Here is a 23,583-nt window from a genome sequence, read left to right as displayed (position 1 = left end):
GCGCTACACCCGGTAGTCCGCGAGCAGCCGCTTGCTGATGATGTTCTTCTGGATCTCGCTGGTGCCCTCACCGATCAGCAGGAAAGGCGCATCCCGCATCAGGCGTTCGATCTCGTACTCCTTGGAATACCCGTACCCGCCGTGGATCCGGAAGCTCTGCTGGGTGACCTCGGCACACACCTCGCTGGCGAAGTACTTCGCCATGCCTGCGGCGACGTCGTTGCGCTCGCCGGAGTCCTTCAGCCGCGCCGCGTTGACCATCATCAGATGCGCGGCCTCCACCTTGGTGGCCATCTCGGCCAACTGGAACGCAATCGCCTGATGCTCGGCGATCGGCTTGCCGAACGTGCTGCGCTGCTGGGAATAGCGCACCGCCAACTCGAACGCGCGGACACCCACACCGCAGGCCCGCGCGGACACGTTGACCCGCCCGACCTCGACACCGTCCATCATCTGGAAGAAGCCCTGCCCGGGCGCCGCACCGAGGATGTCGGTCGCCTCGGCCCGATACCCGTCGAAGATCAGCTCGGTGGTGTCGATGCCCTTGTACCCGAGCTTGTCGAGCTTGCCCGGGATGGTCAGGCCGGGCAACACCTCGCCGAAACCCGAGGGCTTCTCGATCAGGAACGCGGTGAGGTTGCGGTGCGGCCTGTCGGCGCCCTCGTCGGTGCGGACCAGGGCCGCGACCAGGGTGGAACTGCCGCCGTTGGTCAGCCACATCTTCTGACCGTCGATCACATAGTCACCGCTGCCGGGCTGTTTGACGGCCCGGGTGCGGATGGCCGCGACATCGGAGCCGAGCTCGGGTTCGGACATCGAGAACGCGCCCCTGGTCTCCCCGGTGGCCATCTTCGGCAGGTAGTAGCGCTTCTGATCGTCGGTGCCGTGCTGGCGGATCATGTAGGCGACGATGAAATGGGTGTTGATCACCCCGGACACGCTCATCCAACCGCGGGCCAGTTCCTCGACGCACAGCGCGTAGGTCAGCAGCGACTCGCCCAACCCGCCGTATTCCTCGGGGATCATCAACCCGAACAGGCCCATCTCCCGCATCGCGTCGACGATGGCCTGCGGATAGGTGTCGGCGTGTTCGAGCTCCTGGGCGCTGGGAATGATCTCCTTGTCGACGAATTGCCGCACCGTCGCGACGATCTCGGTCTGGAACTCGGTGAGCCCGAGGGTCTGGGCGAGTCTGGTCACGCGGCGTTGCCTTTCCCCGAGACGTTTTCGAAGACCGCGGCCAACCCTTGGCCGCCGCCGATGCACATGGTCTCCAGGCCGTATCGGCCGCCGCGGCGGTGCAGTTCGCGCGCCAGGGTGGCCAGCATGCGGCCACCGGTCGCGCCGACCGGATGCCCGATCGAGATACCGGATCCGTGCACGTTGGTGCGGTCCAGATCCGTTGCCGAGAAACCCCACTCGCGCATACAGGCCAGGGCCTGGGCGGCGAAGGCCTCGTTGAGCTCGATGAGGTCCATGTCGGCCAGCGAAAGCCCGGCCCTGCCGAGCGCGGCCCCGGTGGCCGGCACCGGCCCGATGCCCATCACGTTGGGGGCCACCCCGGCCACCGCCCACGACACCATCCGGACCAGCGGGGTCAATCCGAGCTCGGCGGCCTTCTCGGCCGTGGTCACCACGCACATCGATGCGGCGTCGTTCTGGCCGCTGGAGTTGCCCGCGGTCACGGTCGCATCCGGATCGTCCTTGCCGAGAACGGGTTTGAGCTTGGCCAGCGATTCCATCGAGGTGTCGGCGCGGGGATGCTCGTCGGTGTCGATCACGTCGTCGCCGGTGCGGGTGCGCACGGTCACCGGGATGATCGTCTCGGCCAGCAGGCCGTCCTTGCGGGCCGCGACGGCCCGCTGATGCGACAGCACCGCCAGTTCGTCCTGCTCTTCCCGGCCAATGCCGTACTGCCTGCGCAGGTTCTCGGCGGTCTCGAGCATGCCGCCGGGGACCGGGTGGTTCTTGCCCCCGGCCGTGGTCCGTCCGCGCGTCAGCGCATCGTGCACCGTGATGCCACCTCGGGCCCCGCCCCAGCGCATGTCGGTCGAGTGGAACACGACGTTGCTCATCGACTCGGCGCCGCCGGCCACCACGAGATCGTTGGCACCAGCGGCGACCTGCATGCACGCCTGGATCACGGCCTGCAGCCCCGATCCGCACCGCCGGTCGATCTGCATCCCCGGCACGGTGACCGGCAGACCGGCGTCCAGCGCGATCACCCGCCCGATCGCCGGCGCCTCCATGCTGGGATAGCAGTGGCCGACGATCACGTCTTCCACGGCGTCGGGCGCCACGCCGGTGCGCTGCAGCAGTCCGGTGAGCGCCGCGACCCCGAGATCGACGGCCGTCAGCGACTTGAACATGCCGTTGTAGCGCCCGATCGGCGTGCGCACCGGCTCGCAGACGACGACGTCGCGCGTCACAGGTGCCGTCCCCCGGTGACCTCGAGGATGGTTCCCGTCATGTAGGACGACAGGTCGGAGGCCAGGAACAGCGCCACCTTGGCCACCTCGTCCGGCTCACCGGCGCGGCCCATCGGCACCTCGGCCACCTTCGAGTCCCAGATGCGTTGTGGCATGGCCTCGGTCATCGCCGAACGGATCAGCCCGGGTTGGATGGCGTTGACCCGCACCCCCAGGTAGGCGAGTTCCTTGGCGGCGGCTTTCGTCATCCCGACGATGCCGGCCTTGGCGGCCGAGTAGTTGGTCTGCCCGATCATGCCGACCTTGCCGGAGATCGAGGACATGTTGACGATGGCTCCGCGCTTGTTCTCCCGCATCACCGCAGCGGCGGCCCGCAACCCGTTCCAGGTGCCCCTGAGGTGGACCGCGATCACCGTGTCGAAATCGTCCTCGCTCATCTTGCGCATCGTGGCGTCGCGCGTGATCCCCGCATTGTTGACCATGATGTCCAGCCCGCCGAAACCGTCCACCGCGGCGGCGACCAGCGCCTCGACGTCGGCGGCGCTGGTGACGTCGCAGCGCACCGCGCGGGCCACCTCGGGGCCACCGAGTTTCTCCGCGGCCGCCTCGGTCGCCTCGGCGTTGAGGTCGCCGAGCACCACCCGCGCTCCTTCGTCGACGAACCGTTGCGCGATCGCCAGCCCCAGCCCCTGGGCTCCCCCGGTGACCACGGCGGTCTGACCTGTCAGCAGTGACACCCGTTCCACCCATCCTCGTGTCGTGTAGGCACTCCTTCGGGGCCTATCGTATTTCATATAGGATATTTGAAAAGCATAACTCGGAGGAGCGCACCGATGGGCACAACCGACGTCAGCGACGACGATTTCCGGGAGATCCTGACGCAGACGCGCCACTTCGTCCGAACCGCGGTCGTGCCCCGCGAACAGGAGATCCTCGCCGACGACCGGGTTCCCGACGACCTGCGCGATCAGGCCAAGAAGATGGGCCTGTTCGGCTATGCGATCCCGCAGGAGTGGGGCGGACTCGGTCTCGACCTCGCGCAGGACGTCGAGCTCGCGATGGAGCTGGGCTACACGTCGCTGGCGCTCCGTTCCATGTTCGGCACCAACAACGGCATCGCCGGTCAGGTGCTGGTCGGGTACGGCACCGACGAACAGAAGGCGACGTGGCTCGAGCGAATCGCGTCCGGCGACGTGGTCGCGTCCTTCGCCCTGACCGAGCCCGGTGCCGGTTCCAACCCGTCCGGCCTGCGCACCAAGGCTGTGCGCGACGCCGCCGGGAACTGGATCATCAACGGCCAGAAGCGCTTCATCACCAACGCGCCGACCGCCGATCTGTTCGTGACCTTCGCCAGGAGCCGACCCGCCGACGACGAGGGCGCCGGCATCGCCGTCTTCCTGGTGCCCGCGGACACCCCCGGCGTCGAGGTCGGGGCCAAGGACAAGAAGATGGGCCAGGAAGGCGCCTGGACGGCCGACGTGAGCTTCACCGACGTCACGGTCCCCGACGGCGCACTGGTCGGCGGCAACGAGGACATCGGATACCGGGCGGCGATGACGTCGCTGGCCCGCGGCCGGGTGCACATCGCGGCGCTCGCGGTCGGCACCGCCCAGCGCGCGCTCGACGAGTCGGTGGACTACGCCGCCACCGCGACCCAGGGCGGCACGCCGATCGGCGACTTCCAGCTGGTGCAGGCGATGATCGCCGACCAGCAGACCGGCGTACTGGCCGGCCGCGCCCTGGTCCGGGAGACCGCACAGCAGTGGGTCACCGGGCAGGACCGCCGGATCGCACCATCGGCGGCCAAGCTGTTCTGCACCGAGATGGCCGGCCGGGTGGCCGATCTCGCGGTGCAGATCCACGGCGGCAGCGGATACATGCGCGAGGTCCCGGTGGAACGGATCTACCGGGATGTGCGGCTGCTGCGCCTCTACGAGGGCACCAGCGAGATCCAGCGGTTGATCATCGGCGGCGGGTTGGTGAGGTCCGCCAAGAAGGCCGCCAACCGATGAGCGCTTACGCGAAGAGCAGAGGGCACGTATGAGCGGCAAGCTGACCGGGCGGGTCGCGTTCATCACCGGGGCGGCTCGCGGGCAGGGTCGCGCACATGCGGTCCGGATGGCCGGCGAAGGCGCCGACATCATCGCCGTCGACATCGCCGGGCCCCTGCCGCCGTGTGTGCCCTACCAGCCCGCCACACCCGAGGACCTTGCCGAGACCGTCCGGCTGGTGGAGAAGACCGGCCGGCGGATCCGGGCCTCGGTGGTCGACACCCGCGACATCGAAGGTCTCCGCGCCGCCGTCGACACGGGGGTGTCCGAATTCGGCCGCCTCGACGTCATCGTCGCCAATGCCGGGGTGTCCGCGCCGCAGGTGTGGGACCAGATCCGTCCCGAAGACTTTCGCGACGTGATGGACATCAACGTCACCGGGACCTGGAACACCGTGATGGCCGGGGCACCGGCGATCATCGACGGTGGACGCGGCGGCTCGATCATCCTGATCAGCTCGGCTGCCGGAATCAAGCTGCAGCCGTTCATGATCCACTACACCGCCAGCAAGCACGCGGTCACCGGCATGGCCCGGGCGTTCGCCGCCGAGTTGGGCAGGCACTCGATCCGGGTGAACAGCGTCCACCCCGGGCCGGTGCTGACCGACATGGGCACCGGCGACATGGTCACCCAACTGGGCAAGGCGATGGAGACCAACCCCGCGCTGTCGCACATGATGACGCCGTTCCTGCCGACCTGGGCCGTGCAGGCCGAGGACATCGCCGACGCGGTCTGCTGGCTGGCCGGCGACGAGTCGAAGTACGTAACCGCGTGCGCGCTGCCCGTCGACCAGGGCTCCAGCGTCTACTGAGCGCCGAACACCCGGCCCAGGAACGCGATCTGGTCGGCGACGGTCTTGTCGAACCAGTCGTGGCCCGGCCAAACGTCGAAGTGGTCGCAGGGATAGTGGTGCACCTGGGCCCGGCCCTTGGCCGCCGTCGCGGCCACCGCGTCGGCGGGGACGTACTGGTCGAAGTCGGCGATCTGGACCAGCAGCGGGCAGCCCAGCCGCTTGACCGCCGGGGCGGTCCGCACACCGAGGACCTCCAGGCCGACCGAACAGTCGATCTCGTTGCGCCAGGTCGGTCCGGCCAGCGACAGATAGCTCTCGTAGGCGCCGTCGAGGGCCAGCGCACCCGGCTCGCCGACCGGTGAGACCAGCGGCATCAGCGTGGGCGCCCGGCCGCGTGCCACCGCGAGCCTGCTCTTGACACCGGCCAGCGACCAGCGCAGCGCGGTCAGCGTCTCGCGCGAGGCCATCGCGGCCCGGCCGACCGCCGCTCCACTGGTGAGTGGGGTCAGCGAGATCACCGCGGCGATGTCGTCGCGTTCGCCGCCGACCCGCAGCACGTGACCGCCGGAGAACGACACCCCCCACAGCACGATGCCGGCCGGGTCGACGCCGTCCAGCCGCTTGGCCGCCGCGACCGCGCCGTGGTAGTCCTCGATCTGCCGGCGCACCGAAAGCGATTGCCGTGGTTCGCCTTCGGATGCACCGAAGCAGCGGTAGTCGAACGCCAGCACATCCACGCCCGCTGCGCCGAGCCGCTTGGCGAACGGTTCGAGCCCGGAGTCCTTGGTGCCGCCGAAACCGTGTGCCATCACCACCACCGGGCGCTCGCGGCCGGCGTCCTCTCCCACGAAATGCCAGGCTCTGCAAGCGACGCCATCGACGCGGAAGGTGACCTCGGCGGGCGTCATCGCGGCACCCCCGGAGCGCGCCCGGCGCGTCGGGCACCCGCCGGCAGTTCGCGTTTGCGCAGGTCGTGTTCGTAGACGAAGTAGTCGACCTGCTGGGTGTGGCGTGGCCGGTCGGTGCAATGCCCGGCGTGCAGCTGCTGATCGGCGTCGATCACCCGTTCCATCTCCTCGACCGGCGGAAGCGCATAGCGCCCGATGGCGTAGGCGGCCAGCAACCGGGACTGGCATTCCACGAACGGGAACAGCGTCGGCACCGACTGGGCGAAGCCGATGAAGACCAGGTCGTCGATGCCCGGTTTGAACATCCGCTTGTAGAGCCGCAACTGGTTGTCCGGGGCGCTGAGGAATCCCGGATCGAAGAACGGAAAGGTGATGTTGTACCCGGTGGCGTAGACGATGACGTCGAACCCGTCACTGGTCCCGTCGACGAAATGCACGGTGTCCCCGTCGAGGCGGGCGACGTTCGGCTTCGGGACCACGTCCCCGGATCCGAGCCGCAGCGGAAGCTCGACCGACTGGGTGGGGTGCGCCTCGAACAACTTGTGGTCGGCGGGCGGCAGGCCGTACATCGTCGGGTCGGTGCCCAGCATCGGTGCGATCAGCTGAACGGCCTTGCGTTGCCACGACAGTGGGAGGTGGGGCGAGGTCCGGAACAGGGTGTCGCCGGGACGTCCCGCGATGTACTTCGGCACGATCCACGCGCTGGACCGCGTCGACAACGTGACCTGATTGCGCAACGCCTTCGACGACAGCTCGACGGTGATGTCGGCGGCGCTGTTCCCGATGCCGACGACGAGGATGCGCTTGCCGGTCAGCTCCAGCGGGGTCTGTGGATCGATGTAGGCGTGGGAGTGGATCGACTCCCCGGAGAACGATCCGGGAAAGTCCGGCAGCCGGGGATCCCAGTGGTGGCCGTTGGCCACCACCAACAGGTCGAAGCGCCGCTCGGCTCCCGACTGATCGAGGATGCGCCAGCCGCCGGCATCCTCCCGCCCCGCCTGCATCACGGCGTTGCCGAACTCGATGTGTTCCAGGAGCCCGAATGCCGCCGCGTAGTCGTCGAGATAGGACTTGATCTGGCTGTGGTGCGGGAACGACGGGAAATGTTCGGGCATCGGATAGTCCTTGAAGGACAGCCGATCCTTCGAGGTGTCGATGTGCAACGAGCGGTAGGCGCTGCTGTGCCCGTTGGGATTGGCGAACGCCCAGTTGCCGCCGATGCGGTCCGAACTCTCGAAGGTGGTGTAGTCGACGCCGTAGTCCTTGAGCATCTTGCCGGCCGTCAGGCCGCTGATGCCGGCGCCGATCACCGCAACCTGCGGGTGTCTGTGGTCCACGTCGCTCCTCCCGCCGTCACGCAATCTACGAACGTTTTTGACGTACGTCAACGGTTCCTGACACCCGTGAAGCGAGCCGGGGTGGGCGGGCCGGCGGCCGCCGCGTCAGCCGATGAAGCGCACGATCGACTCGGCGATGGCGGCCGGCTTCTCGGTGCCCTCGATCTCGACCGTGGTGGCCAGCGTCGCCTGCACCGCGTTGTCGAGCTGGGCGACCGACGCGATCCGCGCGCGTGCCCGCAACATGGCCCCGACGCGGACCGGGGTGATGAAGCGGACCTTGTTGTAGCCGTAGTTGATCGCCATCGCGACGTTGTCGACGGTGTAGAGCTGGTGGGTGAAGTGCGGCAGCAGCGACAACGTCAGCAATCCGTGGGCGATGGTTCCGCCGAACGGGCCACTGGCCGCACGCTCGGGGTCGACGTGAATCCACTGGTGATCATCGGTGGCGTCAGCGAACAGATTGACCCGTTCCTGGGTGATTTCCAGCCATTCGGTGGGACCGAGTTCGGTGCCTTCGGCGGCGACGAATTCGGCCAGGCCGTCGAACTTCTTCACAGTTGTCTCCTTTGACGTCGGGCGGTTCTCCGGCACCGATTTGACCATGCCGGTCCACGTTGCCACAGGGTCGTGTCGCCGATCACAGCATGGTCGACCACCCGTGAACTCGGCAGCCCCGCCACGATTGCGTGGATGCGGCGGTTGCGCATCGCCGCACAGCGAAGCCGTTCGGCAAGGTCAGCAAAGACCTGCCGGCGAAGCGACCGTATCGCACCGGCCCCGCGCTGCGCCCCGATCCACAAGCCGCCGGTAGGTTGACGTAAGTTAGCGGGATCTCACAGTGAAATGCAGATCACCCAGATAAAAGGGCAAACGACTCCAGTTTCAACGTTCGCCATGCCCCGATATACTGGCCTGAGGCAGTACGTTGCCGGAAATTCGAGATTGCCTTGTGGCGCGAACAGTCGCCATCCGGCTACTACACACGACAAAGAGCAATGCGTGCCCAGGAAAATTTTCGCCGGCTAGCTGGAATTGACGCCATCACGCGACATACTGATCATGTCGCGTTCAAACAATGCCGGGTACAGACAGTTCGGCCGCCCAGGTACGGCGGTCGAAACGATGGGAAAACGATGTCCGCTGCAACGCTGGAATTCGCGGAACGCCGCGATTTCCGACTCACGCGCCGACACAGCTGGTGGGACGCCGACGCCGAGTGCACTTTGGTGATGTCGCGGCCGGCGCTGGATCGCGACCTGTGGCTGGACTACCTGCGGGGCGCTGATCGCAGCTACCGCAAGCACGGGGTGCAGCGGGCGCTCGACATCGATGCCATCCGCGACGGTCACGACACCGCGATCTTCTGGGCCATCCTCGACACATCCGGCCTGGTGATCGGTGGGGTTCGCGCCAAGGGGCCGCTGCGTTGCGCCGACAATTCCCATGCCGTCGTCGAATGGGACGGCCGGCCGGGCCTGGCGGCGGTGCGGAAGATGATCGACGACCGGGTGCCGTTCGGCGTGCTGGAGATGAAGACCGGGTTCGTCACCGACGATGCCGATCGCAGCAAGGGGCTCACCCGAGTACTGGCACGTACTGCGTTTCACGCGATGGCGGCATTGGACCTGCAGTTCTGCATGGCCACCTCCGCGGTTCATGTGCTCGACAAGTGGCGCTCCTCCGGCGGCGTGGTCGCACCGATTCCGGCAACGCCGTATCCCGACCCCCGCTACCGCACCAAGATGATGTGGTGGGACCGTCGAGCCTTCATCCGCCACGCCGAACCCGACCAGGTGTCGAAGATCTTCACCGAGCTCCTGGTGATCGACCGGGCCCGGCCCGACTCCGACGAGGCCGATTTGCTTCGCAACAACGCCCTGTGACGTCGGAGCAAGTTGATAGGTATGCGACCGGCACCGGGGATGCCGCGGCCGCCATCGTGCTCGATCCCAGCACGCCGGACGGCGCGCACGCCGTCGAGGCGTTACGCGGCGACCCCGCCGTCACGGTCCTCGACCGGACCGCCGAGCAGGCGGCCACCCTCGCCGGTCTGCTTCCCGCGCCCGGACCCGAGTTCACCGAAGAGCCCCGCCGCTGGGCGTATTACCCGTGGCGACGCGCCCTCGTCGGAATCCTCGGTCCACGCGCCTACGCACGGGTGCGCACCGACCGCAACCGCCATCTGATCACGACCGAGGAACACCAGAAGCTCGCGTCGCTCCGCGTGGGCATCATCGGGCTCAGCGTCGGTCACGCGATCGCCCACACACTCGCGATGCAGGCTCTGTGCGGTGAGCTGCAGTTGGCCGATTTCGACGAACTCGAGCTGTCGAACCTCAACCGGGTTCCGGCAACGGTTTTCGACATCGGGGTGAACAAGGCCACCGCAGCGGCCCGCAGGATCGCCGAGATCGATCCGTATCTCCCTGTGCTGGTGCACGATTCCGCCCTGACCGCCGGGACAATCGACGGCTTCCTCGACGGCCTCGACATCGTCATCGAGGAATGCGACTCTCTCGACGTCAAGGCACTGGTGCGCGAGGCGGCCCGCCGGCGCGGACAACCGGTCCTGATGGCAACCAGCGACCGCGGCCTCGTCGACGTGGAACGGTTCGACCTGGAACCCGACCGGCCCGTGTTCCACGGCCTGCTGGGCGGACTGGACGCTGCCGCACTGGCCGGCCTGGACAACAAGGACAAGGTTCCGCATGTTCTGAGGATCCTCGAGGGCGCAAGCCTGTCCCCCCGCGCCGCAGCATCTCTGGTCGAAGTCGGCCACACGCTGGCGACCTGGCCCCAGGTGATCGGAGACGTTCTGATCGGAGCCTCCGCGGTAGCCGAGGCGGTACGCCGAATCGGTCTGGGCGAGCCCCTTCCGTCCGGGCGGATCCGCACCGACATGTCGGCCGTGCTGAACAGGCTGGCCGATCCGACCGCCGGCTTCGCAGAGGCGCCACGAACCGAACCGGTGGCGCCCGCCGATTCACCCGCGACGTCGCCACCCACCGCGGTGCGGGCGGTCGCCCTTGCCGCCAATCGGGCCCCATCCGGGGGCAATTCCCAGCCATGGCACATCGAGCAGACCCCGAACGCGGTCGTGATCCGGCTGGCACCGGAGCGCACGTCGCTGATGGACGTCGAGTTCCGCGGCAGCGCCGTCGCGGTGGGTGCCGCGGTCTTCAATGCGCGGGTGGCGGCCGCCGCGCAGGGCATCGACGCCGCCGTCGAGATCGTGCAGGACGGTGGTGCTTCACCGCTCACCGCCACCGTCGATCTGACCGCGCCGGGCGGCGATGCCGAACTGGCCCGGCTGCAGCCGGAACTGGCTGCGCGGGAGACCAACCGGCGCCGCGGCGCCCCGACCGCGGTGCCGGCCGACACCGCGGCCGCGCTGCATGCCGCAGCCCGCCGTGAGGGGGCCCGACTCCAGCTGATCACCGACCGCTCAACCCTCGACCGGGCCGGCGCCGTACTCGCCGACTCCGACCGGATCAGATACCTGACGGAACGGCTACACGCGGAGATGACCTCAGAGCTGCGGTGGCCCGGTGACGACTGCCCCGACACCGGCATCGACGTACGCAGCCTCGAGTTGAGCCAGAGCGAGATCGTCATCCTCGACATCCTCAAGCGCACCGAGGTCATGTCCTTGCTGGCATCCTGGAACGCAGGCGCGGGGCTGGGCATCGACACCGGCACGCGGATATCCACCAGCTCGGCGCTCGCGGTTGTCGTGGGAACGGACCCCTCGCTCACCGGGTATGCGCGCGGCGGTGCGGCCGCCGAGGCCGTGTGGCTGACGGCACAACGGCACGGGCTTGCCGTTCAGCCCATCTCGCCGGTCTTCCTCTACGGCCACGACGCGGCCGAAATGCGGCAACTCTCAACGGCATTCGCACAGTCGCTTACCGAGCTACAGCAACGGTTTCGTCACCTGACGGCGACGAGAAGCGGCGAGTCGCAGATCCTGACGCTACGGCTCACCTCCGCCCCACCCGCTTCGGTCCGCAGCCGCCGGCGTCCGCTCGACGACGCCGGCCCGGCCTTATTCTGACTCCACGATGTCGAACAACCCCGTTCCGCGCACCCTCGACCAGATGGTCAAGTCGGTGGCCACGCAGCTGATGGCGGCGACCGCGACCACCTCGGTGCAGGTCAGCCAACACGTGCTGGCCGACCTGGTCTCCTACCTCGGCGTCGACGTGAGCTTCCTGCGCTACAACGACCACTCCATCCACGCCTCGAGGCTGATCGCCGAATGGCCGGTCCGACCGAACATCCCCGACCCGGATCCGCTCGCGTTGGTGTACTTCGCCGATGCCGACCCGGTGTTCGCCGTCTCCGAACACGCGAAGAAGCCGGTGCTGCTGCGCCCGGAGCCGGCCACCGGCGACTACCAGAAGCGCATCGAGCAGAGCCGCGCCGTGCCCGCGACCTCGATGGCGGCCACGCCGTTGATCTCCGGCGACGTGACCACCGGCGCGCTGGGTTTCATCAAGTTCGGCGACCGGGAATGGACTCCGGAGGAGCTCAACGCGCTCGAGGCGATCGCGTCGTTGTTCGCGCAGGTACAGGCCCGCGTCGCAGCCGAGGAGCAACTGCGCTACCTGGCCGAACACGACGACCTCACCGGATTGTCCAACCGGCGCGCCCTGCTCGCGCATCTCGATGAGCGACTGGCCGACGGTCAGCCGGGTCCGGTGTCGGCGCTGTTCTTCGACCTCGACCGACTCAAGGCGATCAACGACTATCTCGGCCACACCGCGGGCGACTCGTTCATCCGGGTCCTGGCCGAACGTCTCCGCCGCGGCGCCGAGGGGTCCCCCCTGATCGCGCGACTGGGCGGTGACGAGTTCGTGGTGGTGCCGGAAGAACCGATGCAGGCCGACGCCGCCGAGGTGTTGGCCCATCACCTGCAGTCGGACCTGCGCGAGCGGGTGTCCATCGACGGGGAGATGCTGACCCGGACCGTGAGCATCGGTGTGGCACTCGGGATACCCGGGGTGGACACCACGTCGGATCTGCTGCGCCGGGCCGACCAGGCGGTGCTTACCGCGAAGAACTCCGGCGGAAACAAGGTCGCGATGTTCACCGACGACATGTCGATGAAGAGCGACTTGCGCAACGATATCGAGCTTCATCTACAAAGCGTGATCGAGAACGGCGCGCTGCTGCTGCACTACCTGCCCGAGGTGGACATGCGGACCGGCGAGATCCTGGCCGCCGAGGCCCTGGTGCGCTGGCAGCACCCGACCCGCGGGCTGCTGGCGCCCGACGCGTTCATCGGCGTGGCCGAGTCGATCAACCTGGCGGGCGAGTTGGGGCGGTGGGTGCTGCGGACCGCCTGCTCCGAGTTCGCCGACTGGCGCTCGCACGCACTCGGCAACAACATCGTGTTGCGCATCAACGTTTCTCCGGTGCAGTTGGTGAGCGACCAGTTCGTCGAATCCGTCGCCGGCATCATCGACGAGTTCGCCCTGGACCGGTCCTCGGTCTGCCTGGAGATCACCGAGAGTGTGGTGGTGCAGGACATCGACACCACGCGGATAACGCTGGCCCGACTGAAGGAGGCCGGAATCCAGATCGCCATCGACGATTTCGGCACCGGTTACAGCGCGCTGTCACATCTGAAATCGCTTCCGGTGGACACCCTCAAGATCGACAAGAGCTTTGTCCGTGAACTGGGTTCCGACCCGGGCGACCTCGCGATCGTCCGGGCCGTCATCGCGTTGGCCGAGGCGTTCGGGCTCGAGTTGGTGGCCGAGGGAGTCGAGACCGACGCCGCCGCGTTGACGCTGTTGCGCCACGGATGTCACCGGGCACAGGGCTTCCTGTTGTCGCGTCCCGTCGCCGGCTCTGAAATGAAATCGCTTCTGGCCAAGGGGTGCATTCCGGTGACATTCACCGGCGGCCAACATTTCTGACTCAGTGCGGCTGCGGCGTCGTCGCGCGGCCCGGCACGATCCGGTGCGCGCCGGCCGGGTCCGCGGTCAGCAGTTCGACGCGGCCGAACCGGCTGGCGGCCTTACCGACGAGCGCGACCCGGAACGCCGTGCCGCTGCTCGCGGCGGGCGCCATCGGCGGCACTGCCCGGCAGACCAACACCCCGTGCCTGGCGCGCACCGCCAGAGGACCGTCCGAGGTGCCGAACACCGCACCCACGACCACACCATGCTCGAACACCAGCCGCTCGAAACGCGCGACCGGATGGGTCCGCACCCCCCGCTCGTCGGCCTCGGCGGCCAGCCACTGGCCGACCGCGGCCCAGGTGTCCCGGCCGGAGACCGTCAACTCGCCGATCTCGGTCACGGCGACGGGATCTCCATCGGCGGATTCCATCTCGGTGGCCGGCCAGTCGGTGACGCGGGTGTAGAGGTATCCGGTCGGGGACGGGATGCACCGCGCCGCCCAGTCCCGCAGCCGCGCCCCTTCGAAGGTCGGCGCGGTCCGTCCCCGTGAGGGCTGCGCACCGGCGAGCCGGATGGGAAGCTCATCGTCGAGGCGACGAAGGCCGTCGAGGTCCAGATCTGCTGTCAGTTCATGGAAGTAGGCGGTCGTGTCGGGCTCGTCGACGTCGGCACCGAACCAGCCCCGCCGTGTCGCCGGGCCGGCTGGGTCCGCGCTCGCCACGAAGGCCTCCCCGCCGACCGCGAGGGTCGAGATCGCGGTCGCCAAGCCCGCGAACGCGGCGTCGGTGCACACCACGTCGACATCCTCGTGCCACTCGGTCCCACCATCCACGGTTATCAGCCTCATATTTGCTTTTTGGCGGTCGGCCGCGTGTGCGGTGATGCGAAGGGAACAATTTCGCTGGTCACCACAGCCGTGATGGCACTCGAGGGGGATTTGCCATCACGGACTGTGGCAACACATCAAGCTACCACCGAATCCGTCCCGGCGGTGCCGCCTCTCGGCTCCCGCCGAAGCCCGCCACCTGGTCGGACACCCCCGAGTTTCCACCACTTAACTAACTAGGTTTACTCTGTGTGCAGCTGTGCAGAGAGAGGGGACTTTCGATGGACCTGGAGTGGTCGGCGGCCGACCTCGCATTCCGCGATGAGGTACGCGCCTTCCTCGAGGAGAAGCTCACACCCGAGCTGCGTCGCGCGGGACGGCTGATGACCAGCGTCTACGCGGATCACGACGCCAGCATGCAGTGGCAGCAGATCCTGCACGAGCGGGGCTGGGCGGCCCCGGCATGGCCGGTCGCGCACGGCGGCTGCGACTGGAGCCTGACCCAGCACTACATCTTCAGCCGGGAATCGACGCTGGCCGGCGCCCCGTCCCTGTCGCCGATGGGCATCCGGATGGTGGCCCACGCGATCATCAAGTTCGGCTCCGCCGAACAGAAGGACTACTTCCTCACGCGAATCCTGACCGGCGAGGTGTTCTTCTGCCAGGGGTACTCCGAGCCGGAGGCCGGTTCGGACCTCGCGGCGTTGTCGATGGCCGCGCGCGACGACGGAGACCACCTGGTCTGCACCGGCAGCAAGATCTGGACCACGCACGCCCAGGAGGCGAACTGGATGTTCGCCCTGGTCCGCACCACCCGGTCGGACAAGAAGCAGCGCGGCATCACGTTCGTGCTGATCGACATGTCCTCCCCCGGCATCGAGATCCGGCCGCTGGTCATGACCTCGGGCGAAGAGGTGCAGAACCAGGTGTTCTTCGACGAGGTCCGGGTGCCGAAGTCCAATGTGATCGGGCAGATCGACGACGGCTGGACGGTGGCCAAATACCTGCTGGAGTTCGAACGTGGTGGTGCGTCCACGGCCCCCGCTCTGCAGGTGATGGCCGAGGAGATCGCCACGGTCGCCGCCGAGCAGCCCGGACCCGGCGGGGGCCGACTGCTCGACGATCCCGCGTTCGCCCGCAAGCTCGCCGATGTCCGCATCCGCACCGAGGTGCTCGAGATCCTCGAGTACCAGGTGCTGGCCGTGGTGGCGGCGGGCGGCAATCCCGGGGCCAAGTCCTCGATGCTCAAGGTGCTGGGAACCGAGCTGAGCCAGGCGATCACCGAGCTGGCGATGGAGGCGGCCGGACCCCGCGGGCGGGTGTACCAACCGCATGCCACCTGCCCCGGCGGACCGATCGCCGACTTCGAGCCACCCGCCGGCGACTACGTCAGCGGCGAGCCGTGGCAGGCCGTCGCCCCGCTGCGGTACTTCAACGACCGCGCCGGTTCGATCTACGCCGGCAGCAACGAGATTCAGCGCAACATTCTGGCCAAGGCAGCATTGGGGCTCTAGATGGACTTCACACTGAACGACGAACAGGCACTGCTCCGCGACGGGCTCACGAAGTTCCTCGCGACCCGCTACGACCTCGAGAAGAGCCGGTCGGCGGCCAAGACCGGGTTGGGCTGGCAGCCCGACATCTGGAAGTCCTTCGCGGACGAGCTCGGGATTCTGGCCGCCGCGCTGCCCGAGGAATGCGGCGGAATCGGCGGCGGTCCGGTGGAGATGATGCTCATCGCCGAGGCGCTGGGCAACGCGCTGGTGATCGAGCCCTACGTCGACACCGCCGTGGTGGCCGCCGGCCTGCTGCGGCGCGCCGGCTGTGCCGCCGCGACCGACCTGTTGGAGAAGCTCGTCGAGGGCACCGCCATCGTCACGTTGGCCGCGACCGAGGCGACCTCCGGCGAGCACTGGCAGGACGTCCGGACCGTTGCCGAGCGGGACGACGGCGGCTGGGTGCTGCGCGGGGCCAAGATCGTGTCCGCCTCCACGCCGCTGGCATCCCATGTGCTGATCACCGCGCGTACCTCCGGCGCCCCGGACGCCGCCGAGGGCATATCGCTGTTCCTCGTCGACATCGGCTCCGCATCAGGGGGTTTGGAGTTTCTCCACTACCGCACGATCGATGACCACCGCGCCTCCGACATCGTGATGCATTATCTGCGGCTGCCCGCGGCCGCCCTGCTGGGCGTCGAAGGCGGTGCCTGGCCATCGATCGCGCTGGCCCGCGACGAAGGTGCGACCGCCGTTTGTGCGGAGGCCGTGGGCGGAATGCGCAAGGTGCTCGCCGACACCGTGGAGTACTGCAAGCAACGTCAGCAGTTCGGCCAGCCGATCGGCAGCTTCCAGGTCCTGCAGCACCGCATGGTCGACATGTACATGGAGGTCGAACAGGCCGCGGCGGCAACGCTGCTGGCGACGCTCAAACTCGATGCCGACGACACCACCCGCGCCATGGCGGTGTCGGCCGCCAAGGCCACGGCGGGCCGGGCGGCGCAGTTCGTCGGCCAGCAGGCGGTCCAGCTGCACGGCGGCATGGGGATGACCGAGGAGCTTGCCATCGGCCACTACTTCAAGCGGCTCACCGCGCTGCAGTTCGAGTTCGGGTCGACCGACCACCACATCAGCCGCTACGCGCGGCTGAGCACGGGGTAGCGCTCAACGCACCGGTAGCGCAACACCTTCGGTCACGATCAACAGTTGCACCGACCATTCTGAACGGCCGGTGTCACCCGCTGCGCTCGGCCCGCCGCCGGATGCCGTCGAGCATCTTGCGCTCCATGACGAAGTGCGCGATGTCGAAGATCGGGTTGCCGGCCGAGCCGCCGTTGCCGCGCGCCAGCAGCCGGGTCCGGTCCCCGGCCGGCTGCAGGTGGAAAGCCCAACTGCCGGAAGCACGTTCGCCGCGCAGCACCTTGTCGTAGTCGTCGGGGTTCATCAGCACCAGATACGATTTGGGCTCCAGGGCCGCCACCACCTGCCTGGCCCGGTCACCGCCGCGGCGGGCCAGCCACACCGTGTCACCGACCTGCAGGTCCTGCCACTCCGGATGGATCCGATCGGCGTTGTGGATGTCGGCGCCGACCGCGCGTTCGAGCGCGCTGTAGCTGTAGAAGCCGCCGCGATCCTCACCGATCTGCACCAGCCACGGCCACACCGCCTCGGGGCCTGCGTTGATCGTCACCGCGCGGGTGGTGCGCGGTCCGGCGCCGTCGACGAGTTCGTCTCCCGGCAGGCCCTCGACCATCTCTTCGTGGGTGGCACCCCAGAAGTACATCCAGGGGCGAACGTGGGTCCGGTAGCCGACGACCGCTGCGGCCAGCGCCGCGGCCGTGGCGAGCCACGGCCGGGCGCGGCCGATCACGACTGCCTCGCGACGATGACCGGCGACCTGGCGGACTGCACGACCTGCGAGCCCACCGAGCCGAGCAGCATTCCGGCGAACCCGCCCCGGCCATGGCTGCCGACCACCAGCAGCTGCGCCTTCTCGGCCTCCTCCAACAATCGGTGCGCCGGCTGGTCGCGGCGGACCACGCGTTGCACGGTCACATCGGGATAGCGCTCCTGCCAACCGGCGAGCCGCTCGGCGAGCAGCATGTCCTCCTCGGGCTGTACCTCGGACCACCCCTGGTCGGGCAGTTCGTAGCCGGCGTCGCTCCAGGTGTGCACGGCGACCAGATCCACGCCGCGACGTGACGCCTCGTCGAAGGCGACGGCGGTGGCGAGTTCGGAGGCGGGCGAGCCGTCGATGCCCACCACGACGGGCGCTTCCGACGGGTGCGGGATCAGCGGGTCCTCGTCGTGGATCACCGCCACCGGGCAGTGCGCATGTTGCGTCATCCCGGCACTGACCGAGCCGAGCACCAGCCGGCCCAGCTTACCGAGGCCGCGCCTGCCGACGACGACCATCTCGGCATCCTTGGTCAGGTCGGCCAGCGTGGGAACGGCCTGCCCGGAGACCACCTTCTGCTGCACGCAGAAGTGTTCGGCGCCGGCCGTGGCGGCCTCCGCGACGCTCAGCGCGTCGCGCAGGATCTCGTGGGCGGTGTCCTGCTCGTCGGTGAGGTAATCCGGGGGCAGCGGCGTCTGGACCCACGCCTGCAGAGCGGCGCCGGGCAGAACGTGCACGAGGGTCAGCGGGACTCCGCGCATCGCGGCGTCGCGGGCGGCCCAGTCGACGGCGACCCTGGCCTCGGGCGATCCGTCGACACCGACCATGATGCCGAGGGGCGCCGGCTGAGTGGACGCCGCATTTTGAGTGGACGCCGTATTTTGAGTGGACGCCGTATTTTGAGTGGACGCCGTATTTTGAGTGGACGCCGCATTTTGAGTGGACACCGTTGTTCCTCCTCACCGATCGACCGGCGGCGGCAGCGCCGCCCCGATGATTCGACGCTATCGCGATCGTCAAGGACCGTCGTGAGCCCACCGTCATTCCGGCCCGGGACCAAGGTCCCTTGCCGGGGTGATCCACCAGGTCAGGTCACCGTGGTCGGCACGTCGGCGAGCTTCACCAGCCGGACCTGCGGTCGCGCCGGCACCGAGTCGGCCAGGAACCAGCGGAACGCCAGATTTCCGCGGGGATAGTCCAGTGTGGTCAGCGAGTTGGGGTGAGCCGTCTGCCCCCGCGACACCACGATCGTCACCGAGCCGTCCGAATCCGGCACCGCGGTGAACCCGTTGACCGAGCTGCGGGCATCGCGCACCCCGGGGACCGCCATGAACTGATTCCACACCACCACGTTCCAGAACCGGCAGGCCGGCGGCCGGTGGGTGATCACCAGCGCCTCGTCCTCGGCGAGGTCGAAGCTCCCGTACGAATAGCAGGCGTCCCTGGCCGACCAGCCGAAGTTCGCGTCCGGCACCTGGTACGGGTCGGCGAAGTCGTTGGCCGCCATCGCGGTCTCGTGCCCGAGTTCGTGCGCGTCGTCGTTCCTCACCCCGACGCTCAGCGGCAGGATCGCGAACATGGTCCGCAACCAGGCCGCGCTCGCCCGCAGCGCCGCGGCGGTCTCGGCCTCCCCGTGTCGGAACGGCTCCGGCGGGTCGAGCGCCTCGATGGACCATGTGACGGGGCGGCCGACAAGCGGATCCGCCTGGTAGTCACGGGTCATCAGCACGGCGGCGTCGGCGACCGGGCCGAAGTCGAAACCGAAGTCACCGTTGTCGTCGATGTCGAGATCGTCGTCGCGGACGATGGCGACGATCCGGTCCGACCACGCTCCCGGGGACGGCTCGTTGTACGCGGTCACCGAGAAGTAGACGCTGTCGCCGCGGTTTCCGGTGATCCGGTACCGCCGGGCCGGATCCACCGGGCACATGTAGTAGATGGCATCGGTGTTGTCGCCGCCCCACCTGCGGTCCGGCCGGAACGGTGAGTTGACCTCCAGCCAGATCGGCCGACCGGGGTCGGCGAACAGGTAGGTGTCCAGCGCCACCCCGAGCGTGGTCGCCAGCATGCGGTAGCCGTCGGCGATGTGCCGGTCGTCGGTGACGGCCTTGGGCCCGGACATGAAGGATTCGTCGAGCACCCGCAGCGTGTCGAGCAGTTCGCGCCACGCGGCGGTGGCTTCGTGTGCGCCGGCCTGGACCGTCACCTCTGACTGGGTGCTCATGTACCGATTCCTTTCGTGATCAGGCAGGCCGTCCGCTCGACCCACGTCTCGTCGAGGCTCGCACCACGAGAGATCAACGTCATCAATGTGATTCCGGCGATCGCTTCGGCCAGCTCGGATGCGGTCACGTCCTGGCGCACCTCGCCGCGCCGCCTCGCCACCTCGATGTGGTCGCTCAGGGCTCCCACGAGGATGTCGCCGAAGCGTTCCAGCAGCGCCGCGTGCAGCGTCGGATCCGATGCCATCTCACCCACCAGGCCGGGAAGCGCGGCCAGCGCCGCCGGTGTGCTGAGCACCGCCAGCGTGCGCCGCAGCATCTCGCGGACGTCACCCGGCAGCGAACCGGTGTCCGGGATCGCCGTGGTGGCACCGATGGGGAACACCGCTTCGTGCACGAGGTGGGCCTTTCCCCGCCAGCGCCGGTAGATCGCCGGCTTGCTGGTACCCGCCCTGGCCGCGATGGCGTCGACCGACAGGTCGGCGTAGGACGACTCGGCGATCAGATCGACCGTGGCGCGCAGCACCGCGTCGTCGATCCCGGGGTTGCGCGGGCGTCCCAGGTCTGTCGTCATTACGAAACTCACAGTAACATAATTGGTTGTGACGGACACCACAGCAGGCCTGATCCATCTCGACGACCTGGCGGAGCCGCGGTACAGCCCAGAGGCAGAGCAACTCCGGCAGATGATGGCGATGCTCGCACCCGACTGCCCGCTGGACACCGACGTGCTGCACGCGCGGGCGACGGAGGCCACCGGCTTGCGCGATTTCGGTCCGGACGACTACCGGGAGCGGCTGGAGCGGTATGTCGCCGAACTGCGCGAGATCGACATGCACGGTCCGGGAATCGTGAACTTTCATGCCCAACTCGTGCAGTGGCTGAAGAATCGACTGCTGCTCACCGATCTGCTGAAGCGCCATCCGGAGATCCACGACATCGAGTTGGCGCCCCCGGTCATCATCGCGGGGCTGCCCCGGTCGGGCACCACCCATCTGCACAACATGCTCGCCGCGGCGCCGACGTTTCGCAGCCTGCCCTACTGGGAGAGTGTCGAGCCGTTCCCACTGCCCGCCGAGCAGGGGGTGCAGCCCGATCCGCGGATCACCCGGATGGACGTCGCGGTCCAGACCATGGACACGTTGATGCCGCACTTCGCGCTCATGCACGAGATGACCACCGACCACGCGCACGAGGAGATCCAGCTGCTGGCCAACGACTTCTCCACGATGCTGATGGAAACCCTGGCCCATGTGCCGCGCTGGACGGACTACTACTGGAACCGCGACCAGACCTCGTCCTACCGGTACCTGGTCACCCAACTCAAGGCGCTGCAGTTCCTGCGTGGCGGCAGACGGTGGGTGCTCAAGTCGCCGCAGCACCTCGGTCAGCTGCCGGTGCTGAACACCGTGCTGCCCGACGCCGTCATCGCGTTCACCCACCGCGATCCGGTGCCGGTCGCACTGTCGATGATCGCGATGGTCACCTACTCCGAGCGGATGTATCACGACAGGGTCGACGTGCGCGCGGTCGCCGACGCATGGGTCGACCGACTCGAACGGCTGCTCGGTATGTGCGTGCGCGATCGCGACCTGATTCCCCCCGAACGTTCCGTCGACATCGGTTTCGACGACTTCATGGCCGACGAGATGGGTGTGGTGCGCAGGCTCTACACGGTCGCCGACGAGCCCCTGACCGACGGTGCGCAATCGGCGATCTCCGAGTACCTGGCCGGCCACCGGAGGGGCCGGCACGGCCGCGTGCACACGTCGGCGGAGTTGTTCGGCCTCGACGCCGACCGGCTCCGAGAGAGGTTCGCGCGGTACACGAACCGGTTCCTCGGCCCGGTCGGTTAGGCCAGTCGGCTTCGAAGTAGACGGTGTGGGCCGACCTTCGGGCCTTGGCCCGGTACATCGCCGCGTCGGGCAACAGCAGATCCGGCAACCGTCGGCCCTGCCCTGGCCAGCGGACGTCTGCCGTTGCGGCGACACCAGCATGCCATCCGCGATGGCGGCGACGACGCAACCGATTCCGGGGCGGCGCCGCAGCCGCCCGCTCACCGCGGCGATGCACGCCGCCATCGAGGGACACGAAGCCGTCTACGTCATCCCGCCTACTTTCGTCGCCGCTGAGACGGCCATCGTCGGCCTCCGCCGCGCAGGCCGCTGTCGACTGCGGTGTGCGTCGCATCGTGCTGCATTCCGCGCTGCACCCGAACATCTCGACGCTGCGCCACCATCTGCGCAAGACGGCCGCCGAGGAGGTGGTCAGAACCTGCGGAGTGGAGTGGGTGATCGTGAAGCCCGCAATGTACGTCCAAAGGGTCCCGATGCACCACGCCATCTTCCCTGATGGACAACTTCTTTCACCCTGCAATCCGGACACCGGATTCAGCGTGATCGATGAGTCCGACACCGCCGAGATCGCGGCCCGGTCGGTTGCGGACCCCGAGATGGCTCACGGCACCTTCGAGATCGCCGGGCCCGAGCTGCTGAGCATGCGCGAGATAGCAGCGCAGCTAACGACATTGGAGCGCACACCGGCCGAAGTCAGGCAGGTACGCCTCAACGAACTCCCCTCCCACCGTGGGAGATGGGCATGCTTGCCGATTTCATCTGCATGTGTGGCGATTACGATCGCCATGGCCTCGTCGGCAACCCACTGGTCGCGCGGCCGCTGCTGGGGCGGGCTCCCACGCGCTTCCGCGACGTCACCGGGGCGCGGTAGGGCGCCTCCGCCATCGTCGCCGCACCGGGTAAACGGATCCGGCTTCTCACCAACGACATTCGTCAACTCGGCACAAAGTCGTAAGTCGGCTCGATAGGGTGGCCGCATGCTCGCCGGCGCGATGCTGATGTGGTGGATCCTCACGGTGCCGTCGCTGCTGTTCGTGACAATCGACATCTGGCGCACCACACCCGAGTCGCCCGTGCTGAAGTGGGCCTTCGTCATCCTGACCGCCTTTACCGGCCCGCTGGGGGCGTTCTTCTACGTGCTCGGCTGCCGGGAGCCTGTCCCGGGGGTCCACGAGGCCTACGTCGCCGCGCGATGGCGCCAGGTCCTCGGCTCCACCATGCACTGCGTAGCCGGCGATGGGATCGGAATCATCGTCGGGGCGGCCATCGGCGCCCAGTTGGCACTGTCCTTCTGGTCGGACTTCGTACTCGAGTACACACTCGGCTTCGGATTCGGCTGGGCGTTCTTTCAGGCGTTCGCGATGCGTGACAGCGCAGGCGGTTCGTACCTGACCTCGCTGAAGATGACGTTCCTTCCCGAGCTGCTGTCGATGAACCTGCTGATGTCGGGAATGGTGCTGACCGCGCGGTTCACCATGCCCCATGTGCAGCACAGCCACGATCCGCTGCGGCCGGAGTTCTGGTTCGTGATGTCGATGGCCCTGATCGTCGGCTTCGTCTTCGCCTACCCGATCAACTGGTGGTTGGTGGCCAACCACATGAAGCACGGGATGATGACCATCCGCAGGCGGCCCGTGGCGGGACCGATGGCCGGGATGGCCGACATGACCGATATGGCCGAGGAGCACGAGTCGATGGCCGGCATGGAGATGGCCGCTGGTGAACAGCCCAGCACCGGTGTCAAGACCGCGATGACCGTGGCCACGTTCGTGGCCCTCGGGATTGCGCTCGCTCTGGTGACGATGTACGCCTGATCGTGCACACCCAACGTCAGGCCTGATAGCTCAAACACACTG

At 68.0% G+C, this 23,583-nt stretch carries 21 protein-coding genes; 10 read left to right on the top strand and 11 right to left on the bottom strand.

Annotated elements, in window-relative coordinates; translation table 11 throughout:
- Positions 1-3: 3 nt before the first annotated feature.
- From JDV09_RS00290 to fabG, 3 genes are read right to left on the bottom strand one after another with little or no spacing between them, the layout of a single operon-like run.
- Positions 4-1,200: an acyl-CoA dehydrogenase family protein gene (locus JDV09_RS00290; protein ID WP_221367110.1), complete on the bottom strand. Its 1,197-nt coding sequence runs from the start codon at positions 1,198-1,200 to the stop codon at positions 4-6.
- Positions 1,197-2,429, bottom strand: a complete 1,233-nt coding sequence (locus JDV09_RS00285; RefSeq protein WP_221367109.1) for an acetyl-CoA C-acetyltransferase — start codon at positions 2,427-2,429, stop codon at positions 1,197-1,199. The genes JDV09_RS00290 and JDV09_RS00285 overlap by 4 nt, the downstream gene beginning before the upstream one ends.
- The gene (fabG, locus tag JDV09_RS00280) at positions 2,426-3,166 is read right to left on the bottom strand and encodes a 3-oxoacyl-ACP reductase FabG (RefSeq protein WP_308123958.1); all 741 of its coding nucleotides are present in this window, start codon (positions 3,164-3,166) and stop codon (positions 2,426-2,428) included. Before fabG ends, JDV09_RS00285 begins: the two co-directional genes overlap by 4 nt.
- 96 nt (positions 3,167-3,262) lie before the next feature.
- On the opposite strand from fabG, the gene JDV09_RS00275 reads away from it, so the two are divergent.
- Together JDV09_RS00275 and JDV09_RS00270 are read left to right on the top strand one after the other, a co-directional pair.
- Positions 3,263-4,441 carry an acyl-CoA dehydrogenase family protein gene (locus JDV09_RS00275; protein WP_221367107.1) on the top strand — a complete coding sequence of 393 codons (1,179 nt, stop codon included), beginning with the start codon at positions 3,263-3,265 and terminating at the stop codon, positions 4,439-4,441.
- A gap of 28 nt (positions 4,442-4,469) precedes the next feature.
- A complete protein-coding gene (locus JDV09_RS00270) occupies positions 4,470-5,291 on the top strand; it encodes a mycofactocin-coupled SDR family oxidoreductase (RefSeq protein WP_221367106.1) in 822 nt (273 codons plus the stop codon).
- Here JDV09_RS00270 and JDV09_RS00265 read toward each other — a convergent pair.
- The 3 genes from JDV09_RS00265 to JDV09_RS00255 form a co-directional block, all read right to left on the bottom strand.
- Positions 5,285-6,181: an alpha/beta hydrolase gene (locus JDV09_RS00265; RefSeq protein ID WP_221367105.1), complete on the bottom strand. Its 897-nt coding sequence runs from the start codon at positions 6,179-6,181 to the stop codon at positions 5,285-5,287. The two genes, JDV09_RS00270 and JDV09_RS00265, sit on opposite strands and share 7 nt — an antisense overlap.
- Positions 6,178-7,518 carry a flavin-containing monooxygenase gene (locus JDV09_RS00260; protein ID WP_221367104.1) on the bottom strand — a complete coding sequence of 447 codons (1,341 nt, stop codon included), beginning with the start codon at positions 7,516-7,518 and terminating at the stop codon, positions 6,178-6,180. The genes JDV09_RS00265 and JDV09_RS00260 overlap by 4 nt, the downstream gene beginning before the upstream one ends.
- Before the next feature lie 105 nt (positions 7,519-7,623).
- Positions 7,624-8,076: a MaoC family dehydratase gene (locus tag JDV09_RS00255; protein ID WP_221367103.1), complete on the bottom strand. Its 453-nt coding sequence runs from the start codon at positions 8,074-8,076 to the stop codon at positions 7,624-7,626.
- Positions 8,077-8,654: 578 nt separating this feature from the next.
- Here JDV09_RS00255 and JDV09_RS00250 point away from each other — a divergent pair.
- The 3 genes from JDV09_RS00250 to JDV09_RS00240 are packed head-to-tail and all read left to right on the top strand — an operon-like array spanning position 8,655 to position 13,445.
- Positions 8,655-9,404 carry a hypothetical protein gene (locus tag JDV09_RS00250; protein ID WP_221367102.1) on the top strand — a complete coding sequence of 250 codons (750 nt, stop codon included), beginning with the start codon at positions 8,655-8,657 and terminating at the stop codon, positions 9,402-9,404.
- On the top strand, positions 9,401-11,575 hold the full coding sequence (locus tag JDV09_RS00245; RefSeq protein ID WP_221367101.1) for an Rv1355c family protein: 2,175 nt from the start codon (positions 9,401-9,403) through the stop codon (positions 11,573-11,575). Before JDV09_RS00250 ends, JDV09_RS00245 begins: the two co-directional genes overlap by 4 nt.
- Before the next feature lie 7 nt (positions 11,576-11,582).
- Positions 11,583-13,445, top strand: a complete 1,863-nt coding sequence (locus JDV09_RS00240; RefSeq protein ID WP_221367100.1) for a putative bifunctional diguanylate cyclase/phosphodiesterase — start codon at positions 11,583-11,585, stop codon at positions 13,443-13,445.
- Position 13,446: 1 nt separating this feature from the next.
- Here the strand turns inward: JDV09_RS00240 and JDV09_RS00235 are convergent, their stop codons facing one another.
- Complete coding sequence (locus JDV09_RS00235; protein WP_221367099.1) at positions 13,447-14,277, bottom strand: hypothetical protein; 831 nt, start codon at positions 14,275-14,277, stop codon at positions 13,447-13,449.
- Between the two features lie 260 nt (positions 14,278-14,537).
- Between JDV09_RS00235 and JDV09_RS00230 the strand changes: the two genes are divergently transcribed.
- Together JDV09_RS00230 and JDV09_RS00225 are read left to right on the top strand one after the other, a co-directional pair.
- Positions 14,538-15,770, top strand: a complete 1,233-nt coding sequence (locus JDV09_RS00230) for an acyl-CoA dehydrogenase family protein (RefSeq protein WP_221367098.1) — start codon at positions 14,538-14,540, stop codon at positions 15,768-15,770.
- The gene (locus JDV09_RS00225) at positions 15,771-16,913 is read left to right on the top strand and encodes an acyl-CoA dehydrogenase family protein (protein WP_221367097.1); all 1,143 of its coding nucleotides are present in this window, start codon (positions 15,771-15,773) and stop codon (positions 16,911-16,913) included.
- Between the two features lie 73 nt (positions 16,914-16,986).
- Here JDV09_RS00225 and JDV09_RS00220 read toward each other — a convergent pair whose 3' ends face one another.
- The 4 genes from JDV09_RS00220 to JDV09_RS00205 form a co-directional block, all read right to left on the bottom strand.
- Positions 16,987-17,619 carry a hypothetical protein gene (locus tag JDV09_RS00220; RefSeq protein ID WP_221367448.1) on the bottom strand — a complete coding sequence of 211 codons (633 nt, stop codon included), beginning with the start codon at positions 17,617-17,619 and terminating at the stop codon, positions 16,987-16,989.
- Positions 17,619-18,476, bottom strand: coding sequence for a universal stress protein (locus JDV09_RS00215; RefSeq protein WP_221367096.1), 858 nt, complete (start codon positions 18,474-18,476; stop codon positions 17,619-17,621). The genes JDV09_RS00220 and JDV09_RS00215 overlap by 1 nt, the downstream gene beginning before the upstream one ends.
- Positions 18,477-18,736: 260 nt before the next feature.
- Complete coding sequence (locus JDV09_RS00210) at positions 18,737-19,873, bottom strand: DUF1214 domain-containing protein (protein ID WP_221367095.1); 1,137 nt, start codon at positions 19,871-19,873, stop codon at positions 18,737-18,739.
- Positions 19,870-20,445 (bottom strand): TetR/AcrR family transcriptional regulator, encoded by a 576-nt coding sequence (locus JDV09_RS00205; RefSeq protein ID WP_221367094.1) that lies wholly within the window; start codon positions 20,443-20,445, stop codon positions 19,870-19,872. The genes JDV09_RS00210 and JDV09_RS00205 overlap by 4 nt, the downstream gene beginning before the upstream one ends.
- 28 nt (positions 20,446-20,473) lie before the next feature.
- Between JDV09_RS00205 and JDV09_RS00200 the strand changes: the two genes are divergently transcribed.
- Genes JDV09_RS00200 through JDV09_RS00190 form a run of 3 tightly spaced genes read left to right on the top strand, consistent with a single transcriptional unit; the run spans position 20,474 to position 23,541 of the window.
- A complete protein-coding gene (locus tag JDV09_RS00200) occupies positions 20,474-21,727 on the top strand; it encodes a sulfotransferase family protein (RefSeq protein WP_372452815.1) in 1,254 nt (417 codons plus the stop codon).
- Positions 21,728-21,750: 23 nt separating this feature from the next.
- Positions 21,751-22,695, top strand: a complete 945-nt coding sequence (locus JDV09_RS00195; protein WP_372452814.1) for an SDR family oxidoreductase — start codon at positions 21,751-21,753, stop codon at positions 22,693-22,695.
- A 9-nt stretch (positions 22,696-22,704) separates the two neighbouring features.
- Positions 22,705-23,541, top strand: a complete 837-nt coding sequence (locus JDV09_RS00190) for a DUF4396 domain-containing protein (RefSeq protein ID WP_221367092.1) — start codon at positions 22,705-22,707, stop codon at positions 23,539-23,541.
- Positions 23,542-23,583: the final 42 nt, after the last annotated feature.

Origin of the sequence: Mycolicibacterium xanthum, assembly GCF_019710635.1 — a bacterium.
Taxonomy (GTDB): Bacteria; Actinomycetota; Actinomycetes; order Mycobacteriales; family Mycobacteriaceae; genus Mycobacterium; species Mycobacterium xanthum.
This window is presented reverse-complemented; position numbering and strand designations above follow the sequence as displayed.